The 18,724-nt window shown below is 46.2% G+C and carries 16 protein-coding genes; 3 read left to right on the plus strand and 13 right to left on the minus strand.

Translation table 11 applies throughout. From position 1 onward, the window contains the following. Positions 1–21: 21 nt before the first annotated feature. A complete protein-coding gene (locus tag ACX0G9_RS04260; RefSeq protein WP_459063609.1) occupies positions 22–2,307 on the plus strand; it encodes an ATP-binding cassette domain-containing protein in 2,286 nt (761 codons plus the stop codon). A gap of 106 nt (positions 2,308–2,413) precedes the next feature. Further along, on the plus strand, positions 2,414–2,758 hold the full coding sequence (locus tag ACX0G9_RS04265) for a hypothetical protein (RefSeq protein ID WP_459063610.1): 345 nt from the start codon (positions 2,414–2,416) through the stop codon (positions 2,756–2,758). An 87-nt stretch (positions 2,759–2,845) separates the two neighbouring features. Here ACX0G9_RS04265 and ACX0G9_RS04270 read toward each other — a convergent pair whose 3' ends face one another. The 13 genes from ACX0G9_RS04270 to ACX0G9_RS04330 all read right to left on the minus strand — a co-directional run bounded on the left by ACX0G9_RS04270 (position 2,846) and on the right by ACX0G9_RS04330 (position 18,190). Beyond that, complete coding sequence (locus ACX0G9_RS04270; protein WP_459063611.1) at positions 2,846–3,355, minus strand: hypothetical protein; 510 nt, start codon at positions 3,353–3,355, stop codon at positions 2,846–2,848. A 96-nt stretch (positions 3,356–3,451) separates the two neighbouring features. After that, the gene (locus ACX0G9_RS04275) at positions 3,452–3,928 is read right to left on the minus strand and encodes a hypothetical protein (protein WP_459063612.1); all 477 of its coding nucleotides are present in this window, start codon (positions 3,926–3,928) and stop codon (positions 3,452–3,454) included. 37 nt (positions 3,929–3,965) lie between these two features. Continuing rightward, positions 3,966–4,976: an SRPBCC domain-containing protein gene (locus tag ACX0G9_RS04280; protein ID WP_459063613.1), complete on the minus strand. Its 1,011-nt coding sequence runs from the start codon at positions 4,974–4,976 to the stop codon at positions 3,966–3,968. Beyond that, positions 4,960–5,295, minus strand: coding sequence for an ArsR/SmtB family transcription factor (locus ACX0G9_RS04285; protein ID WP_459063614.1), 336 nt, complete (start codon positions 5,293–5,295; stop codon positions 4,960–4,962). Before ACX0G9_RS04285 ends, ACX0G9_RS04280 begins: the two co-directional genes overlap by 17 nt. Before the next feature lie 202 nt (positions 5,296–5,497). Continuing rightward, positions 5,498–6,394 carry an MBL fold metallo-hydrolase gene (locus ACX0G9_RS04290; RefSeq protein WP_459063615.1) on the minus strand — a complete coding sequence of 299 codons (897 nt, stop codon included), beginning with the start codon at positions 6,392–6,394 and terminating at the stop codon, positions 5,498–5,500. Between the two features lie 50 nt (positions 6,395–6,444). Next, positions 6,445–8,661: a carbohydrate binding family 9 domain-containing protein gene (locus ACX0G9_RS04295; RefSeq protein WP_459063616.1), complete on the minus strand. Its 2,217-nt coding sequence runs from the start codon at positions 8,659–8,661 to the stop codon at positions 6,445–6,447. A 193-nt stretch (positions 8,662–8,854) separates the two neighbouring features. After that, on the minus strand, positions 8,855–10,177 hold the full coding sequence (locus tag ACX0G9_RS04300) for a RagB/SusD family nutrient uptake outer membrane protein (RefSeq protein ID WP_459063617.1): 1,323 nt from the start codon (positions 10,175–10,177) through the stop codon (positions 8,855–8,857). A 19-nt stretch (positions 10,178–10,196) separates the two neighbouring features. Then, on the minus strand, positions 10,197–13,316 hold the full coding sequence (locus tag ACX0G9_RS04305; RefSeq protein ID WP_459063618.1) for a SusC/RagA family TonB-linked outer membrane protein: 3,120 nt from the start codon (positions 13,314–13,316) through the stop codon (positions 10,197–10,199). 82 nt (positions 13,317–13,398) lie between these two features. After that, positions 13,399–14,145 (minus strand): DeoR/GlpR family DNA-binding transcription regulator, encoded by a 747-nt coding sequence (locus ACX0G9_RS04310; RefSeq protein WP_459063619.1) that lies wholly within the window; start codon positions 14,143–14,145, stop codon positions 13,399–13,401. Between the two features lie 128 nt (positions 14,146–14,273). After that, positions 14,274–14,888 carry a peptide chain release factor H gene (prfH, locus tag ACX0G9_RS04315; protein ID WP_459063620.1) on the minus strand — a complete coding sequence of 205 codons (615 nt, stop codon included), beginning with the start codon at positions 14,886–14,888 and terminating at the stop codon, positions 14,274–14,276. 3 nt (positions 14,889–14,891) lie between these two features. After that, a complete protein-coding gene (locus ACX0G9_RS04320; RefSeq protein WP_459063621.1) occupies positions 14,892–16,292 on the minus strand; it encodes an RtcB family protein in 1,401 nt (466 codons plus the stop codon). 401 nt (positions 16,293–16,693) lie between these two features. After that, positions 16,694–17,422 carry a peptidase associated/transthyretin-like domain-containing protein gene (locus ACX0G9_RS04325; protein WP_459063622.1) on the minus strand — a complete coding sequence of 243 codons (729 nt, stop codon included), beginning with the start codon at positions 17,420–17,422 and terminating at the stop codon, positions 16,694–16,696. Positions 17,423–17,545: 123 nt separating this feature from the next. Next, positions 17,546–18,190: a hypothetical protein gene (locus ACX0G9_RS04330; protein WP_459063623.1), complete on the minus strand. Its 645-nt coding sequence runs from the start codon at positions 18,188–18,190 to the stop codon at positions 17,546–17,548. Positions 18,191–18,447: 257 nt separating this feature from the next. Here ACX0G9_RS04330 and ACX0G9_RS04335 point away from each other — a divergent pair, with 257 nt between their 5' ends. After that, positions 18,448–18,690, plus strand: a complete 243-nt coding sequence (locus ACX0G9_RS04335; RefSeq protein WP_459063685.1) for an AlbA family DNA-binding domain-containing protein — start codon at positions 18,448–18,450, stop codon at positions 18,688–18,690. The last annotated feature ends 34 nt before the right edge of the window (positions 18,691–18,724 follow it).

Here is an 18,724-nt window from a genome sequence, read left to right on the forward strand (position 1 = left end):
AAATTTGTCCCGCCTTTTTATATGAAAAGCAATGAAAATAACTATATCCTGATCAAAGGAGCAAGAGAAAACAACCTGAAGAACATTACCGTTAGTATTCCCAAAAAACAGATCACTGTGCTAACCGGAGTCTCTGGTTCGGGTAAATCCTCCCTGGTTTTCGATACGATCGCCGCGGAAGCACAACGGCAGTTAAATGAAACCTTCAGCAGTTTTATAAGGCATCGTCTTCCCCATTTCGGGCAACCGGATGCCGATCTTATAAAAAATCTTAGCCCGGCCATTGTGGTAGATCAGAACCGAATCCGGGGAAATGCCCGGTCAACCGTAGGCACCATTACAGATATCTATTCCTTGTTACGCTTGTTATACTCCCGGATCGGAAAACCATTCGTGGGTGAATCCTCCGTTTTTTCGTTCAATCATCCGGAAGGCATGTGCCCCAAATGCGGTGGAATCGGAACCGTGACTACGATTGATATTGACAGCCTGTTCGACAGGAACAAATCGCTAAACGAAGGGGCTATCCGGTTCCCGACATTTTGGCCAGGCACCGCTTTATGGAAACGATATGTTCTTTCCGGTTACTTCGATAACGATAAAAAGCTCAGCAGGTACACTGACAAAGAATGGAAGCGGCTCCTATACCAGGAGGAGATAAAACCGGAGAATCCGGCGCCCGGCTGGTGGCCGTCAGCGAAATATGAGGGAGTGATTCCCCGCTTCACTAAAAGATTCCTGGGAAAAGAAGAAGACCCAAATGACAGCCAGGAAACCCTGGCCCATGTCGTTAAAAAAGAAGTCTGTCCCCATTGTAGTGGGGCAAGATTAAATGCCACCGTACTAAACTGTAAAATAAAGGAGCTTTCTATTGCCGATTGTACCGCCATGCAGGTTGATGATCTGCTGCCCTTTATACAAACCATAAAGGAGCCGGTGGCAAAGACCATGATAGACGGCATTGCAGAAAGACTGGAACATCTTATTTCTATTGGCCTCGGCTATCTTAGTTTAAGCAGGGAAACATCCACCCTTTCCGGCGGCGAATCCCAACGGGTGAAAATGGTGCGGCACCTGGGCAGCAGTCTGAGCGATATGACCTATATTTTTGACGAGCCCAGCACAGGTCTTCATGCCCGCGATGTCCACCAATTGAACGAACTCATGCAAACGCTCAGGGATAAAGGAAATACAGTTCTGGTGGTCGAACATGATCCGGATGTCATTCTTGCTGCAGATCATATCATCGATATGGGGCCCGGTGCAGGAAAAAATGGTGGGGAAGTGGTATTTGAAGGTTCGGTACAGGGCCTGCTCCGGTCCAATACCCTGACCGGAAAATATCTGCAAAAAACAATGGGTGTAAGAAAAGAAATGAGGCCTGCCAGCGGCTTCCTGGAGATCCGCAATGCCACCTTGCATAATCTTAAACATGTCAGTGTCCGAATCCCCAAGGGGGTGCTCACTGTGGTGACCGGTGTGGCCGGGTCGGGCAAAAGCAGCCTGATCAATGGTATGATCCCCCGGCTATACCCTGAATCTATTTGTATCGACCAAAGCGCACTGGCCGGATCCAAACGGTCCAATCCCGCTACCTATACCGGTATTTCCGATCCTATCCGTCAACTTTTTGCCAAACAGAATAAGGTAAATGCCTCGCTATTCAGTTTCAATTCAGAGGGGGCCTGCCCGGTCTGCAAAGGATTGGGAGTAACCTACACCGATCTGGCCTTCATGGATACGATCGTTACCACCTGTGAAGTTTGCAAGGGTCGCCGTTTTACCAATAAGGTATTGAGCTATACGCTCAGGGGTAAAAACATCGATGAGGTGCTTAAATTAAGCGTTATGGAAGCGATCGTTTTTTTCAGGGAAAAGGAAATTACCACGGTACTGAACCGGCTGCATGAAGTCGGTTTGGATTATCTATCATTGGGGCAACCGCTTACTTCTTTATCCGGCGGTGAAAGGCAGCGTATCAAACTCGCCACAGAACTGGAAACCGAAGGGAATATTTATATACTGGATGAACCGACCACCGGTCTGCATCTTTCGGATGTGGAGAATCTGATTCGTCTTCTGAATCAGCTGGTGAATAAAGGCAGTACCGTGATCGTCATCGAACATAACCTCGATGTCATTAGCCAGGCGGACTGGATCATCGATATGGGCCCAGGCGCCGGGAAAGAGGGCGGAAAAGTTATTTTTGAAGGAAACCCGCAGGAAATGGTAAAGGACAAAAAATCCCTGACCGGTGTATTTTTAAAAAAATACATTGCTCATAAATATTCCGGTCAACACAGCTGATCCTCAGTATTTAAGATATACCAATCCTAAAAATATAAAAAAGGGCATACTAATTCTTTTCAAACACCGTTTTAAGCTGGCAAAAAGTTTTTAAATAAATACCCTTATGAAACAGACTATTCTTTTAGTGGCCGTATGTATGGCTATTGTATCTACCAATGCCTATGCGAAAACGGACAACCGTGCTGCAAATGAAGAAACACCTTCAAAAAAAAGCTCCACCGCAGTACGTCACATTCTTTCAGATAAACTGCCTGCCAAATTATTGACGACGATTAAAAAAGAGTACAAGAGTTATTGGATCACCGGTCTTTACAGGGAAACGACCAACGGGAAAAATTCCTATCACATCACCCTGGAAAATGCCGATAGGATCGTAACGCTGAGTGCTGCAAGCTCCGCAACCTGGTCTTTAGACCGCGCGGTTTCCAAAGATCAGGCGGCCTTATAAAGATGATTAGTCCTTAGAAAGAAAATTTTAGCAATTCCATAAGCCACGGGCCGGGGAGCAATCCTGGCCCGTGCACTATTTAAGGCATCAGAAGAGCAGGGTAAACGTTTTGCTGCCCATCACCTTTCCATTAACCATAATCTCCAGTTTGTGTTTGCCCGGGTAATGTTTACGGGTGGTCAGGTCTTTAAATAACTGCTTCTTGCTTATCTGGATTTCCTGGCCTGGCAGGAGAGAAACTTCTTTTAACTTGAAGACCTTTGCAGATAATTCACCAGAAGATTTGTAGTAATGTACGGCATAGTCGATAACCAGTTTCTGACTGGTCTTTTTTTCGCTGGTCAGTCTGAATTCAAAATGCAGTTCTTCTCCCAGTTTTATCGTTGCCGTACTTATTTTGAATTTATCGAAACGGACTTTGACATTTTTCTCGAAATCGAATAAAGCCAGCGATTCTTTATGCCCTTTTTTGATTAGTGTCCGGCTGGCATGTTTGATGATCCAACTGGTATGCGGGTTGTTCTTATCCCAGCTTTTTACCAATTGAAGCATATAAGCTGTATTATCCCTGGACAGATCGTTCAGATGGTTCGCCACCGATTTTTTTACATAGGGCTCTTCATCAGTCTTTAATTTTTCCAGGATCCCTCTTGTCCATTTTGGTTCTTTTATGATCTGGTCCAGCTTGAAGGATCAGGGCAGCCGGGGTCTGCTACCTTCCGAAGCCAGCCGCCTTACATGCGCGCTCCTGTCTTCCGCCCATTTTTCCATGACCGCGATAGTTCGCGCCAGGTCTGTGCGCAGAAATTCGCGGATCGCAAATTCCGAAGAACCGAAGACCGTAAAATACTTAAGGGCTTCCAACGAAAGACCGACATCTTCCTTTCCGTATAACCCGACAAAATCGGGCAGCACCAGCGCGGTATATCCGCCGGGGAGCGATGGTGCCGCCCGATATAATATTTCTATCGTTTGCTTATACGTGAAAGGCAGGTGTTTTTTAAGCACTATAGCCGTGTTTCTTAACCGGCCATTCAGCGATAATGCGCCCAAACCATCGGTTACCTCCCTTACAAATGCCTTTGCATTAAAATTCTTTTCTGTCCTTTCCAATACTCCGGCAAAATTCAGGTAAAATTCCCTGTTGAACATTTCCTTTAATGGGTCCATTAGGTAGAACTTAATATTGTACCCGCAAGATACCCGATTATGCTTTCTGCGTACAATTAAACATCCACTGCACGCCGAACTTGTCGGTCAGACTACCAAAATAGGCACCCCAGAACATATCCTGTAATTCCATGGTCACCTTTCCGCCTACAGAAAGCGCATCATATAATTTTTTTGTTTCCACCCTGGTATCCGGTTCCAGATTGATATATACATTGTTCCCGAAATTAAGCGTAAAACCCATAGATTCCGGAGCATCGGTTCCTATTAAAATATGTCCTCCGAGTATGGGCAATTCAACATGCAGGATCAATTTCTTGTCTTCATCACTTAATGTTGGCATTTCTTCTGATGGAGGAAGATCTCCCAGCCGGGAAATCCCGTTCCCGTTGAATTCAGTCCCAAATACTGTTTTGTAAAATTTGAAGGCTTCCTCCGTGTTCCGGGAAAAGTTGAGATAAGTGCTGACTCTTGACATGTTTTTTGTTTTTAGTTGTTGACGAATGGTGAGTTGTATTTTAATATATCCTTCCAGTTTGTTTAATGTCTGGTTACCGCTCTCTATGGCATTTACCTTGCGATTCAATTCTGCTATCACAGCCTCCGATTCGAAGACCGACCGCATCGTCAGGAGGGTTTTTTCCGCCGCCTCTTCAAAGGTGACATATACGGTAAAACTCAGGGTTCCTTTTCCATCTCCCTGTTTGTACGTCAGCCTGGAAGGTCGGACCACTTCCAGGTACTGAATCCTGTTATCATAGTCCTGCCCATTACCGTGCATGATAAAATTCCAGTTCTTACCCGTTTGTACATCCATTGAATTATTGGTAAGGGTAAATCCATCAGGACCCCACCATTCTTTGATATGTTCCGGCTGGGTCCAAACTTCCCACACCATATCCCTTGGCGCATTCAGCATCCGGGTATAGATCAATTCATTGCCATGCTGGCGAAACGAATTACCGGGTGTACCCGTTTCGGAATTTTTTGATGAACCTGTTTGGGTTCCGGTTGGTATAGCGGCCGGAGAACTATTTTTTTCCTGCATTTTTTTTATCTTTTTGAAGTTTGTCTAAATATCTTTCCAGTGAATCTATCTTGGTTATCCAATACCGTTGATATTGCTCTACCCATGAAAAAACTTCGTTGAGTTTGTCCAGTTTCGCTTCACAATAACGTTCCCTGCCCTTTTGTTTAATGACAATAAGCCCGCACTCGGTCAATATCTTTATATGTTTGGAAATAGCCTGCCTGCTGACATCGAAACTATCCGCCACAGCTGTCGGCGTCAAGGTCTTTGCCGCGATCAGGCTGATAATATCCCGCCTGGTCGGATCTGCTATCGCCTGAAATACGTCTCTTCTCATTGTAAACCCCTCCTTTTTATAGTTACCGCAACCTATCCGCAACCATCCGCATTCATCCGCAACTGTTCGGTTGCAAATATATGCAACTAATCGGTTGCCAAAAATTATTTTAAATAAATTTATCCGGGAAAAACCAAATTTTTCAAAAAAATGGCTACTTGATATTGATTATCAACGGGAAAGAAAAATTCATGTAGAATAACTACAGGCGACCATGTGTTTTTAATTTCCAGTAGCGGAACAATCCCGTAACCGACATAAAAGCAGGGTTCGCATATTCATAACGCATCAGCTCTTCTTCCTGTAAACCGGCAGCGGCGTATTGAGCCATGGTGTATTGCTTAAAAGCGGGAATTACTTCTTCCGGCTTTTTGCCTTTTTCAAAAAAAGGTTTTATCCAATTAGCCCAATCCTGAAGCCGGTCCTCTAATTCCAGGAATATTCCCGACGGGTCATCCTGTTTTCCAAAATGGGTAAGATATAAGGAGGAGGGATTAAGATCCTTAAGTTTTTTTATCGACTGAAGCCATAATTCAATATTAATATCCGGTGGCGGACAGGGCGGCTGAACATGACCCTTGCCGATCTTAACCCCGGCCACATCGCCGGTAAAAAGGCTGTCACCTGCCTGGTAGACATTGTGATGAATAGCATGCCCCGGAGTATACCACACATCGATCTTCAGGTCACCGATCCCGATCGTATCCCCCTCCCCCACTGGTTTTAACTGTTCCATAGGAACAGGTTCCATCCTACCCCAGAGACTACCCATTTCCGCTCCATAGATCTGGCTGGCGGAATTCCATAATTTTTCAGGATTGGCCAGGTGCGGCAATCCATTTGGATGAACATATATGGTTGCCCCATTTTTTGCCAATCTCCAGGCAGCGCCCGAGTGGTCCAGGTGAATATGCGTGACCAATACATGCCGGATATCGCTCACCTGGTAACCCGCTTGTCTTATGCCTGCCTCCAGATAATCCCAGGTGCTTTCGGGTCCTGTTTCGATAAGCACCGGCCCTTCTGAAGTTGGAATTAAAAAAGCGGCGATACTTTCTTCCGCCTTAAAATGCAAATCTAAAATATGAACAGGGGCCATAATTGTTGTTTTGTCTTACTCCGAACGAAGATAACGAGTAATGCCTTCCTTTAAAAATGTTTGAGATAGCTGACTTTTGCGATCACATGATCTTCGGATCGGGAAGGAGTAAGACCACCGTTGAAACCAGTGTGATTGTATACAAAATAGATGTAGGATAAGGGCTGGTATTCCCAGGAGAAACGAATATTAAAATTCCTGGAATTGTTCTCTGAATTCTGCTGATAAAACCCGACTAATTGAATGCGGGGATTCAAAGCAAAACGACCTTCGATGCTATAAAGATCGATGGTGGTATTTATTCTTGGTTCACCCACCCCAAAAAAACGGTTTCGGTTAAAACGGCCCGTCAACGAAATATGGGGAATGGGTGCAAACTGGAGGGTCCAGTCGCCGGAATGCAGTTTGCCGTTAAAATAGGGACCGCTGTTATAAATAACCTGCAGGTTTACAATTCTTGAAGGGTCTGTGCTGGCCCAGATCTGGTATTGCGTATACCTGTATTCGCCTGTCGATATATTTACTCCCAGCGGTTGAAACGGTTCCGTCAGGCGTTGGTAAGTGGGCGTTATTCCATAGCCAAAATAGGCTCCGCTGATAAAGTTCAGCCATACAGGATATATATTAAAAGTAGCCTCAGTTATTTTTCCGGTCGATGCCTGGTAATATAATTCAGGGCTGAAGCTTGGCTCAAAGGCCCGTAGTATTTTTTTAAAAGGCAGCGCCTTTCCCCTGTATAGGTAAAAAATGCCGGGGGTGGTCGCTACGACATCTTTCCGCGAAACGAATCCCATCTGTGGGTCGAAGTTTTTGGTGACAAAGGATTCTGTCCACCATATTTTTAAATTATTGTTGGAGTAATAATATTGCGCAAAACCCGCCATACCTTTTTGGTTGGTCCTGGTATCCGTCGACTGCATCACCATAGTGTTAATGGACTGCTCGTCCGTTAGCCGGAAAAAACCATCGAGGGCGCTCACGATATTCGAACCGTCAGAACGGTTCTTAAGGGTAATCAGTCCACCGATCCGGTTCTGGCGGCCAAAATTTTTGGAGATCCTTCCCACGGCAAAATTGCTCGCCGGTGTTGTTTGGTTACCCTGCTGCCGCATGACCACCCCCCCATAATTTAATTGGGAAGACCGGTATACAAATCTGCCTCCTGCATCGATCGGGATGGGATCGCCATTATCATCCAGACCGATGCTCCGGCTAAAGAACGGCTGGATACGCATATTCCCCCCCGAAGCGTCAGGCGACGGGCTGACACCGACTCCGAACAGGGAAGCATTCTCTAAAAAGAACTGTCTCCTCTCCGGAAAAAAAACGGAGAACCGGGTTACATTATTCACCTGTCTGTCGGCATCCGCCTGTGCAAAATCAGTATTGGCGGTCAGGTCCAATACCGAATTGGAATTAATGGCCCATTTAAGATCGCCGCCCGGTTTGTATTTTGTCTCTTCGGATTTTATAGGTTGCTCATAGCCCTTATAATGATCATAAGAGGTGAGGAAATAAGGCTGCAGACGAATATTGACTTTTGGCGGGGGAGGCTGCAAATGCGTGAGTTGACCGGCATAATCCATCCGCGTAGAAGTAACGGAACGGGGAAACTCCGATAAGGCAGAAGTTTCGTTGGTCAGCCGCCGGTTCCGGAATACATTAAATCCCCAGGTTTGCAGGGAATCCTTCGTTTTTGGATAACGCAAAGTTGTCCAGGGTATGGCCAGTTCGGCAACCCATCCCGAATCCGTTCTGGAGGTACGGACTTTCCATAAACCATCCCAATCGATATCATAATAAAGATCGTCAAAAGACAACATGTCCCTTTGTACGCCATAAGCATTCGTTGCCAGGGCCATCGCATTGCGTCGGTCATTGAATCCATCAAAGACCAGGTTAACGAGGTCATGCTGCGCGGAATTAAAATCCCGTTTGAAATCCGTTGCCCTGATAGCTGCTTTACCAACAGAGTCCCGTGCGAAAATTCCAAAATAGAGGTATTGCCGGTTATACAATACTTTAACTTCGGTTTGCTGACGGGGTTCTTTACCCTGGTAAGGTTCTATCTGGACAAAGGGGGGAGAAAAGCCCGCCAGCCGCCACTGCGGTTCATCCAGTACCCCATCTATACGCAGATAGGAATCGATCTGCACCGCGTTTATTTGTTTTTTTACCGAATCCGGTTTGAAAAAAACAATATCCTGGGCTGACAGGGAAAAAACGATAAAAATTAAGGACAGGAGTAGTAGCAGCCTGGCAATCATTTTTCAAAATAGGCAGAAAATAAAATGGCCGGAAGCGTAAATGACCATCGGCAGGGACGGCCCTTTTTCCGGTAGATTTTTTTGTTCAAACGGTAGAAGACATAAAAAAACCCGCTGCAGAATTACCTGTAGCGGGCTTTAGGTCCGGCTGCACGATAAAAGCAGCCGATCTTATTAAAGTGTTCGTCCCCTTTTAAAAAGTCGGGTCCGGAGGTGTATTGGTATTACCATTCCTTTCCACGAACGGATAAGGGAGGTAGCTGCGTTTACGCTCGCCGACCGGTCTGTTCAGTCTCCGCTGGTCAGCAAGTCTGAGCCCGGACATGAACAATTCGATAGCCCGGTGTTTGTAGATCTGCTGCAACAGATCATCCTTGGAGGTCACGACCACGGGCGTACTCAATCCCGCTCCCACGCCGAAGACATCCTGGGAGGGCTGTTTTAACACCACGCTATCCAGCCAGGCAGCCCCATTGACCAGATCGTCCTGCTGTGCATAACATTCCGCTTTGATCAGCATGATCTCACCGGGTAAGAATACGGGGATGGGAGATGTCGTGCTTGTAAAAAAGCCTTTAATCCTGTAACGGGGAATGATGCCGGTATTGATGGAGATATAAAAAGGCTCTCTTTTATCACTCAGATCGGGTTGCAGACCCACAGGTAAACCCATCGTGGAATCAGTTGGTTGATAGATATTATTGGTAGATGCGACCAGGGTGAAGATCGGGTTGGTGGTAACGGTATTATAAGTAAATGTCGAGGATAAGTTCAGTGATACACTGTTGGCTGCTGTCAGGGCGTCTGTATAATTACCGGCGAATAGCAGGAACCGGGCTTTTAAGGCATACAAAGCATTGACGATATTGGCATTCCCACCCGGGATATTACCCAGAAAGGTACTGCTGATGGCATTTGCATTTACAGCATTCAAGGCATTATCGATAACGGCGACAGCATTAAGATAGCCTTGGGTATTGGAAACGAATCCTACATTAGAGACTCCCAGTGTATCGGCAATACCAGCAGGTACATGGTCCCAGAAATTAGCCATATCCCCGATTGCCAGCGCTTTGAAAATGGAGGTATAGGCTATCAGACCGCTGGCGTAGTTTTTATCGGAAACGATCTTGCCGGTCTGGCTGAGCACACTATCCGCATCGAAAATGATCTTATTGCAGACCGCCCAGAGGCCAGTTACTATACCATTGGTATTTTGTACGGCCCCGCCCCCGGTTCCCATTTGGCCTTCATCGGTATTACCGGCATTGACCACAAACAATTGATTGGTCAGCAAACCATCAGCTGTAATAGTATTATAGAGAACGCTTCCCCTGCCATTGGTATACCAGTTCTGCAGACCAACGGCCACATCAGTCAGTGCATTGGGGGAATTAAAGGCCTGGCCGGAAGACGGACCGGAAGGGTCGGTGAAATTCTTTTTGCAGGCCGCCAGCGAAAACAACAACAGGACGCCGAGAATACGGGTTCTATATGGAAGAATTTGTTTGTTCATAATTTAATGTTTTGAAGTTTTAGAATTTTGCACGGATGGTAGCGCTGAATGTCCGGGGAATTGGAACGGATCCAAAATCGATCCCCCGAAGAATGGTGCTCTGACCGCCGGCATTCACTTCCGGATCGTATCCTCTGTACTTGTCCCAGGAGACCAGATTGCGTGCGCCAAGGCTAAAGTTGAGGTCATTAAACCCTTTCAACTTACCCATGGCAAAACTTACCGCTACTTCACGCAGTTTTACAAATGCTCCGTCATCGATCCTCCATTGCTGAGTATTATAGACGCCTGCAATATAGCCACGTGGCAGTTTGCCCTCATCTTCCTGCTGGGCAACGGTGCCATTGTCAACCCCCTGACGGGTCCTGAAATCCGCATTAAAGACATTCACGCCCTGTACGGCGTCGAATTGTACATGCAGCCCCCATTTTTTATATCCGAAATCACTGGTAAGTGTACCTGTATATTTCGGATTAGGATTGCCGATTATTTTTTGCAAGGTCGTTGCCGTTTTCAAAGGAAGTCCCGTATTAGGATCACGTTGGGGCGTATAACTCAACGGACTGTTTTGTAATCCCGTTTCAATCACCGGAATACCAGCGGGATTTTTCAGTTGATTCCCTGCGTCATCGGTGGCAAAAAAGGATCCATAAAATACTCCGATTGGCTGACCGCCGATTATCGCAACAGGTGCTCCTCCATTGGTATTATAAAGGATCAGGGATTGTCCGATATTCAGCGCCTTGTTGGTGTTGTGATTGTAAATAGCCGTCAGGTCCCAGGTAAAATCTTTTGTCTTCACCGGAGTAAAATTCAATACAAGCTCCAACCCGTTATTCTGCAGGGCTCCAATATTCCTTAATAAGGCGGAATAGCCATTCGTAGGTCCGATCAGACGACTGATCAGCAGGTCGTTTACCTTTTTGTGATAATAGTTGACGCTAAGTCCGATCCGGTTTTCCAGGAAGGCCATATCCGTACCGATTTCCAATTCCTGTTGTCTTTCCGGTTTCACATTCGGGTCGGTATAAGTTGTTTGGGATTGGAAAGAAGAACCGCCGACAAAGGCGGTTGCAGTATAGGTGTTAAACCTTGCGTAAGGAAGTATACCCGTCAGGTTGCCTGATTCTCCATAGGCTGCACGGAGTTTGAATAAGTTCCACCATTTAGCCACACCCATTTTATCCCAGTAATCCGTACCGGAAAGTACATAACTGCCGCTTAATTTTGTATATACCTGATTCCTTTCGCTGGATCCAAAAACAGAGGACCCGTCCAAACGCAGCGCACCGGTCAGGAACAACTGATTACGGTACTTAAAATTCTGCTGAATATATTCTCCGGAAATTGAATATTCGCTTCGCTGATCGGCGCCGGGTATTGCCGTACTTGCACCGCTGACCACCTGCACATAAGGCGGAAGACCACGGCCCTGCTGCAAGGAATAATGCCCCTTCTGGTATTGCTGTGAATAACCTACCTGCGTAACGGAAGCCAGGTTATCGCTGATTTTCCAGTTATAGGTTGCGTTCAAATCGTGATTGATGAGAAAGGAGGTATTGGTCCCTGCACTGGCATAGCCGTTCTGCGCAGGATCAAGGGAAGCTCCGCCGCCAAAGAAACCCAGGCTCACATTATAGGCATAGGGTGGAATAAAGGTTGTGCCGTCCTGGCTGTAATTGTCGATCCCCAAATGATAATCGACCGTCAGATTTTTAATGGGCGTCAGTTTCAAACCTGCGCCGCTGATGATCCTGCTGGTTTGCTGCTGCTGTTTGATATCCTCCACAACCGAAACCGGATTTACCCTGCCCCGCTCTCCTACTGCCTTAAGATTGCCAAAGGCATTTCTTTGCTGGATATCATAATAGTTACCGATGATGGTCACCGAATTCATCGGCGAATAAAAAGTATTGCCATCCGGTTTCTCATTGGTCTTATCATAGATATAGTTCATGCTCACATTAAACGTCGCCCAATTCGTGAGTACCTGGTCCAGGTTCATACGGAAACTATACCGGCCGAAATCCGTGTTTCGGATAATCCCCTGATTGAAGAGATAGGAGGCAGAAGTATAATATTTCGTTTTGTCTTTGCCGCCGCTTACGGAGATGGTATTATCCGATCCGATACCGGTCCTGAAAATATAATCCTGGTAATTATGCCGGGTCACCGCTGTCGTATTGGTAAGGGCCGGTGTGAGGATGGTTTGGGTCTGCACATCAGGAGAGCCGCCGAATTTAGTGGGCGCTTCATTGACCTTCAATTTTTTCCTGATCTGGTTGACATTGAAACTGGTCGATAAATTCACCACCGGTGCTCCCGTGCTGCCCCTTTTGGTAAAGATCTGCACAACACCGGCATTGGCCCTGGAACCATAAATAGCCGCAGCCGCTGCGCCGTTCAGGACTTCCACCCTTTCGATATCTGCCGGATTAATATCCACCATCCGGTTCTGTCCGACTGAACCCACGAAATTGCCACCTGCATAACTGGGATCGGCATTGGTGACCCTGGTGGTAGAATTATCGATGATGACCCCGTCAATGATATACAGGGGTTCGGTAGAGCCTGAGATAGTACTGACTCCTCTTAATTTAACGGAAATGCCGCCGGCTGGGTCTCCTGAGTTCTGGGAGATCTGCGCACCTGCGGTTTTGCCCTGAAGGGCAGCCAGCACATTGCCGGTCGAACCTTTTGACAACTCATCCGCTTTAACGCTGCTGATATAACTTCCCAGCTGGCGGCGGGTAGTGCCCTGTGAAGTACCCGTCACGACGACCTCATCGAGTTTGGAAGCGGATTCTTCCACCTGCGCATCCACAACATAGCTGGCAGCCGAACCAATGACCAATGGTTTTTCCAGGGTTTTATAACCTACACCAGAAAAAACAAGCGTATAACTGCCGGGCTTAATATCGGCACTGAGTAAATACCCGCCGTCATTATTGGTGGAAGCACCGGCCTTGTTGTTTTTAACCTGTACTGTTAAAAAAGCAGCAGGTTTACCGGCACCGTCGGTAACAGTTCCCGATATTTTCACCTGTGCATAAACGCCGGTGGCTGCGAGATTCATCAGCAGCAACAGACAGAAAATGAATAACCGGCCGGAGGGTCGGGTAAATTGGCTTTTCCTCATAATACATTGTTTTTGGATTACTTAAATTCTTTTCTAAAATTTCAATTCCCTGTTTTTTTACAAAATTTCGGTTCTTTGATTTTTACAAAATCTCGATCCCTTTGTTGCGGTAAGGTTTCAATTTTTCTGCGTCCGGAGAAAGTTCAGTGATGAGCGCATGAATCTTTTCTACCTCACAGATGATCAGCTGTTCCGATGAATTCACTTTTTCTGAAATGGATAAGGCTACTACTTTTTTGGAGGTGGCAATCATGGCTTTTTTTATTTCCACGACATCCCAGTCATTATCGGTGAGCCCATCCCGGATATCTATGGCATTGACGCCTAAAAAACAGAGATCGGCCTTGATCTGTTTTATTTTCCGGATGGCCTCCCCTCCAATGGCAATCTTAGAGTTCTTGGCAATCTTGTCCCCGATCATAACTACTTCGATACGGGGATGGTTGGTATATTCAAATGCTGCCGGCAAACTGGGAGTGATAAAGGTGGCCTGCAAATCTTTCGGAAGCATACGGGCCAGTTCAATGATAGTGGTACCTCCGGAAGTAAGGATAAACATGCCATCCCGGATCAGGCTGATTGCTTTTAAGGCGATCAGCCTTTTTTCCTCCAGGGAATAAACATCCTTCGAGGTAAAGGTTACATGAAAGGAATTAGACAGCGCCCCTCCATGCACTTTGGTGATCTTCCCTTCCTGCGCCATTTCCTGCAGATCCCTGCGGATGGTATCTTCAGAAACCTGAATTTGTTCACTCATATGAGAAGAAAGGACCCTATTATGCAAATTCACCTGGCGGAGAATATAGGCCTGGCGTTCCTCTTTTAACATAAGCGTAATGATAATATAATTTCGAATGTAAGCACAAACCAGCAAAAACAAAAATAAAATTGCGAATTTTGCGTCTTTTTATGCAGCTTTATGCGGTTTACGGATAATTTTGACCTACGGAAAATAGGTCATAGCTTACCAGTAATCGTCTTCACGGGGTTGCCCCTTTCCAATTCGTTATGTGCTTGCCAGCGGGTTTGTTGCACACTGATCAATTGACCGGTATGCCAGGCGAGGACCTTTGCTTCGAGGCGCCTCAGACAAAGTTGTTTGTTTTGCAACTGTGAGCGGCTATCCATCGCCAATACCTTGATCCCCGAAGGAATATGCGTACCTCTGACGGCGGTTTCCACTTTATTTACGTTTTGACCGCCCGGACCGGAAGCCCGGCAGGTTTCGAATATGACTTCCTTTGGATTCCATTTCATTTGCTCCCTTACATCGAATATCTCCACACCGACAAACCAGTTTTTACGTTTGTGCATATTCCGGTAAGGGCTTTGCCCTATCCATTGAATGGTCCCCCGCCATTCTTTTACAAAGGCCTGCAGGTTGTCACCCTTTGCCAGGATCGTCGCAGAAAGAAGGGCGCCTTTTAAACCGGCGTTGTTATTTTCCAGTACTTCCACTTCAATATTATTTTTCCTGGCCTGGGCCATGATCCTCTCCTGTACTTTGGCTACTACCCTGCCGCATTCAGCAGGCCCCCTTCCCGATGTTATTTGTATGATTATCTTTTCCATTTGTTAGTCTTTATTCATTCTTACGATTTTTGGCAAAAACCTGCCCTGGATGTCGACCAGCTCCCGTTGTGCTTCCATCACCCGTTCAATGTCCTTATAGGCCAGCGGGTTTTCCTCCACAGTTCCTCCGATAAGTGTCACTCCGGCTTCGGACAACATTTTTTTCAGACCGGAAACGGTCATGTTCTCTTTGGCCCTCTTTCTGCTCATGGCCCTGCCGGCCCCATGGGAGGCCGAATACAAGGTTTGCTCTCCTCCTTTGCCCTTCACCAGGTAGGCTGCCGTTGTCATACTGCCGGGAATAATTCCCAGCTCCCCTTCATGCGATGGGGTAGCGCCTTTGCGATGAATGATCACCTCCTTACCATCAGCCAATCTGTCTTTCCAGGCGAAGTTGTGATGGTTCTCCACGGTTGCCAAAGCCTGCAATCCCAGCCCTTTTAACAGATTAAAATGTATCCGGTCGTGGCAGGCCTTTGCATAATCGCCTGCCAGATTCATGCTCAGCCAGTATTCCTGGCCTGCCTCGCTGTCCAGATCCAGCCAGGCCAATTGCTGCACCTCCGATGGAAGTTTGCAGGTATCCATGGCAATCCGGGTATAATACTGCGCGATGTTCGCCCCCAGTCCCCGGCTCCCTGAATGTGACAGCAAGGCCAGGTATTTTTTGGGAGGAAGCCCCAAGGCATTGTCTTCGAATAATTCTATCTCGCCGAACTCTACAAAATGATTGCCGCTGCCGGAAGAGCCTAATTGTCTTGAGGCTTTGCCCTGGATTTTGCGCAGCAATTCAGTGGTTTGAAAAACCGGGCTGTCCAGCACTTCATGCTCCTGGTGAAAATCCAAACCGCCCTCCATTCCGAAATGCGTGTATGTTTTTAGTGCCTCCTTTACCTGGTGCGCATAACGCCGCAGAAACCGGTCATTCTCATCCAGGATCGATAAGGCCATCCGGCAACCGATATCCACCCCCACCCCAAAGGGAATGACGGCATTATCCGCAGCCAATACCCCTCCGATCGGCAGGCCATAGCCGGTATGCGCATCCGGCATCAAGGCTCCCCGAATGGCGATAGGCAGGGACATCGCTCCTTCCATTTGTTTTTTTGCCGATCCTTCGATCTCTTTACCGCCGACGATTTTCAGCGGTCCCGGTTTTGTCAATAAAGAGAACACCTTGAAACCGCATTCTTCTTCGATATCCATGAAGGTGGCGGCAATCTTTCCGGTTATTTCGTCATTGATATAGGATGAAGGATTGGCTTTGATTGCAGTCAATAACGCGATCAGTTCTTCTTTGGAATGATGTTTGAAATATTTGGACACTATGTTTATGACCAGGCTTCTTGCCTGATCGTTGGTATAACCTATTTTACTCAGGTCTTTTGTTTTTAATGTGCTCATGGTTGAATATCTTTTTTCAAAATCTTCCTTTTGGGATCGTTTTTTTTGCCGGGCAGTCCTTGCCTGTAGGGCAAGGCATGGCCTGCCCCATTGTTCTTGTGCATAAAATTTGCATTAACAAGGTTGATAATTGCTGCACTTATATTCCAGGCTGGGGGAAGACGACACAAGGGATCAGATAGGGATGCATACGACAACCCATCTGAGCAAGGTTTGATTCCAATAAAACAAAAGGAATGGTCTACACCTGCCTGTTAGGCAGCGAGATAAATGGGCGATATGGAGATGTGTCTGGTCATGATTCCTTGAGATTTAAAGATTATCAATAAGGAATTGCGCTGCAAAACTATAGTTAAATTTTGGGAAATTATAGTTTTTGCAAATTTTTTTAAAAAAAATTGTTATTGTTCCTCCTTCTGCAGTTTCGAAAAGTACAGGCCGCAATCCCTGATGTATTTATAAAACTCGTAGTCATTCTCGCAGTTGAGTATAAACTCATAACTGGGGCGATAGGCACGCATAAAGGTATCGAGGGCGGGTTGTTGCAGCCCCGTTATTTTTTTTACAAGGGTCCGGTTAAACCGGTGATCTACATATTTGTCCCGCTCTTCTTCTTCCAATCGCCGCTGTAAAGATAACATCTGCCGGTTTTTCCGGCCGCTGAATAACATATCCAGGTTAAACCCTACCCCTCCGTTGCCACCAGTAATATATTCGGGCTGATAATCGAATACCCTGCGATACTCGTCCCGATTGGCCAATGAGTCATAACGATAAATTTTGGGTCTCACCACCACCAACGGCAAACTGTCCACGTTTACCGCCAGGCTCATATCCAAGGGATAACCCGGTACGATCCTGCTTAAAGGAATTTTATCGGTGTATTTACCCAAATAGGAGAAATAAATGGAGTCACCGGAAGAAAGCCGTATCTGGTAATGTCCAGTAGAATCTGTTATCGTGCCTGCACCCGAAGATCCCAAAACACTTACCCCAGGCATAGCAAAAAGTTGCGAGCGGTCATATACGGTTCCCTTGACTTCTACCTGCCCGGTTACACGTTGGCCTAACGCCCGTTGGCCGACAAAAGCAAGGACAATCGTAACTATAAATAGGGTAAACTTATACAAGGCGGAGGTTTGGTTAATTCCTTTATTTTCATAAAGATAATGGTAACCGGGGAATATCAGGAGTAAAGAAGAAAACCGGGAAGGTCACTATTGTGTACCTGCCCGGTTTGAGAAAATGGCTTCTTATTGCTTCGCCACCTGAAAGCCATATACCGTAGGATCGTTGGGGGCATGATTGGTACCCTTCATTGTGGAGGGGCTTGCGATGACGGTAAACCAGTTATAACCGGGGATGGGCGCAAAATGTATGGCTCTTCCGGTACGTAAATAGGGCAGATCAGTATAGGTCGGCATATCCGATGGGGGACCGAATATCAGGTCTACCACTGATCCTGGTTTGAATTTCAAGGAAACATTTGCCGCCCCCCATACAGTACCGTTCAAATCTGGGATCGGGTCCGTATTCAAGGCCGCACTTTTCAAGCTCCTGCCACTCATATCGGAGCTTTGGATATTAGTCAAACTATTGCCTGATATATCCCCTTTAAAGGAAGGCGAGCCATCGAGGCCTATTGCAACCTGATTGCCAGTAACCTTCCAGCTGCCCGTATGATCGGCCAATAGTTCACGCCAGACCAGTTGGCCGCCTTCGAGAAACTCTATACTCACCGGCTCGGGTCCTTTGCCGGCATAATTAAATTCCCCCGTCCAGTTTGTGTTCTTAAACAATGTTTCGTCGTTGGCTGGGGTTGTATTATTCTTTTTGCAGGCGGTGAAAGACAAGGCCGCAAGGAGGGTGATTGCGGTATACATCAAATGCTTTTTCATGATCTTAAGTTTTTTTATACCGCAAACCTAACTTCTTAATCATGCGCGAACAATGCCATAGATATGGTATATTTTGGGGGATTGTGATTTTATGAAGTACCATGTTTAACAGCTGCAGATTCCGGTTCAGGGAAAAAATGGCTTAGTTAAAATAAATTCTTCATTCGACTAGTACTATTTCATGACTAAAGTGTTTTTATAAAAAGAGTAACGAGGTGATCTAAAATCAAAACAAATAACGATGCCAGAACAACAAAATAGAATACAAACAATCCTGGAGAGATGAATACCTTAAATGGATATGCGGTTTTGCCAACGCGCAGGGAGGAAAGATTCTCATAGGTATTGATGACAATGGGGAAGTTAGCGGCATAGATAATTTCAAAAAATTAATGGATGAAATACCCAATAAAGCAGTCAACCACCTGGGATTGGTCGTGGGCAGTTCTTCATACAAAGGAACATGGAAAAATGACCAACTCGATCTATCAGACAATTAATAATACAACCCGCAATACAGCAATCACCTGAATT

This window comes from Flavitalea flava (genome assembly GCF_054461575.1).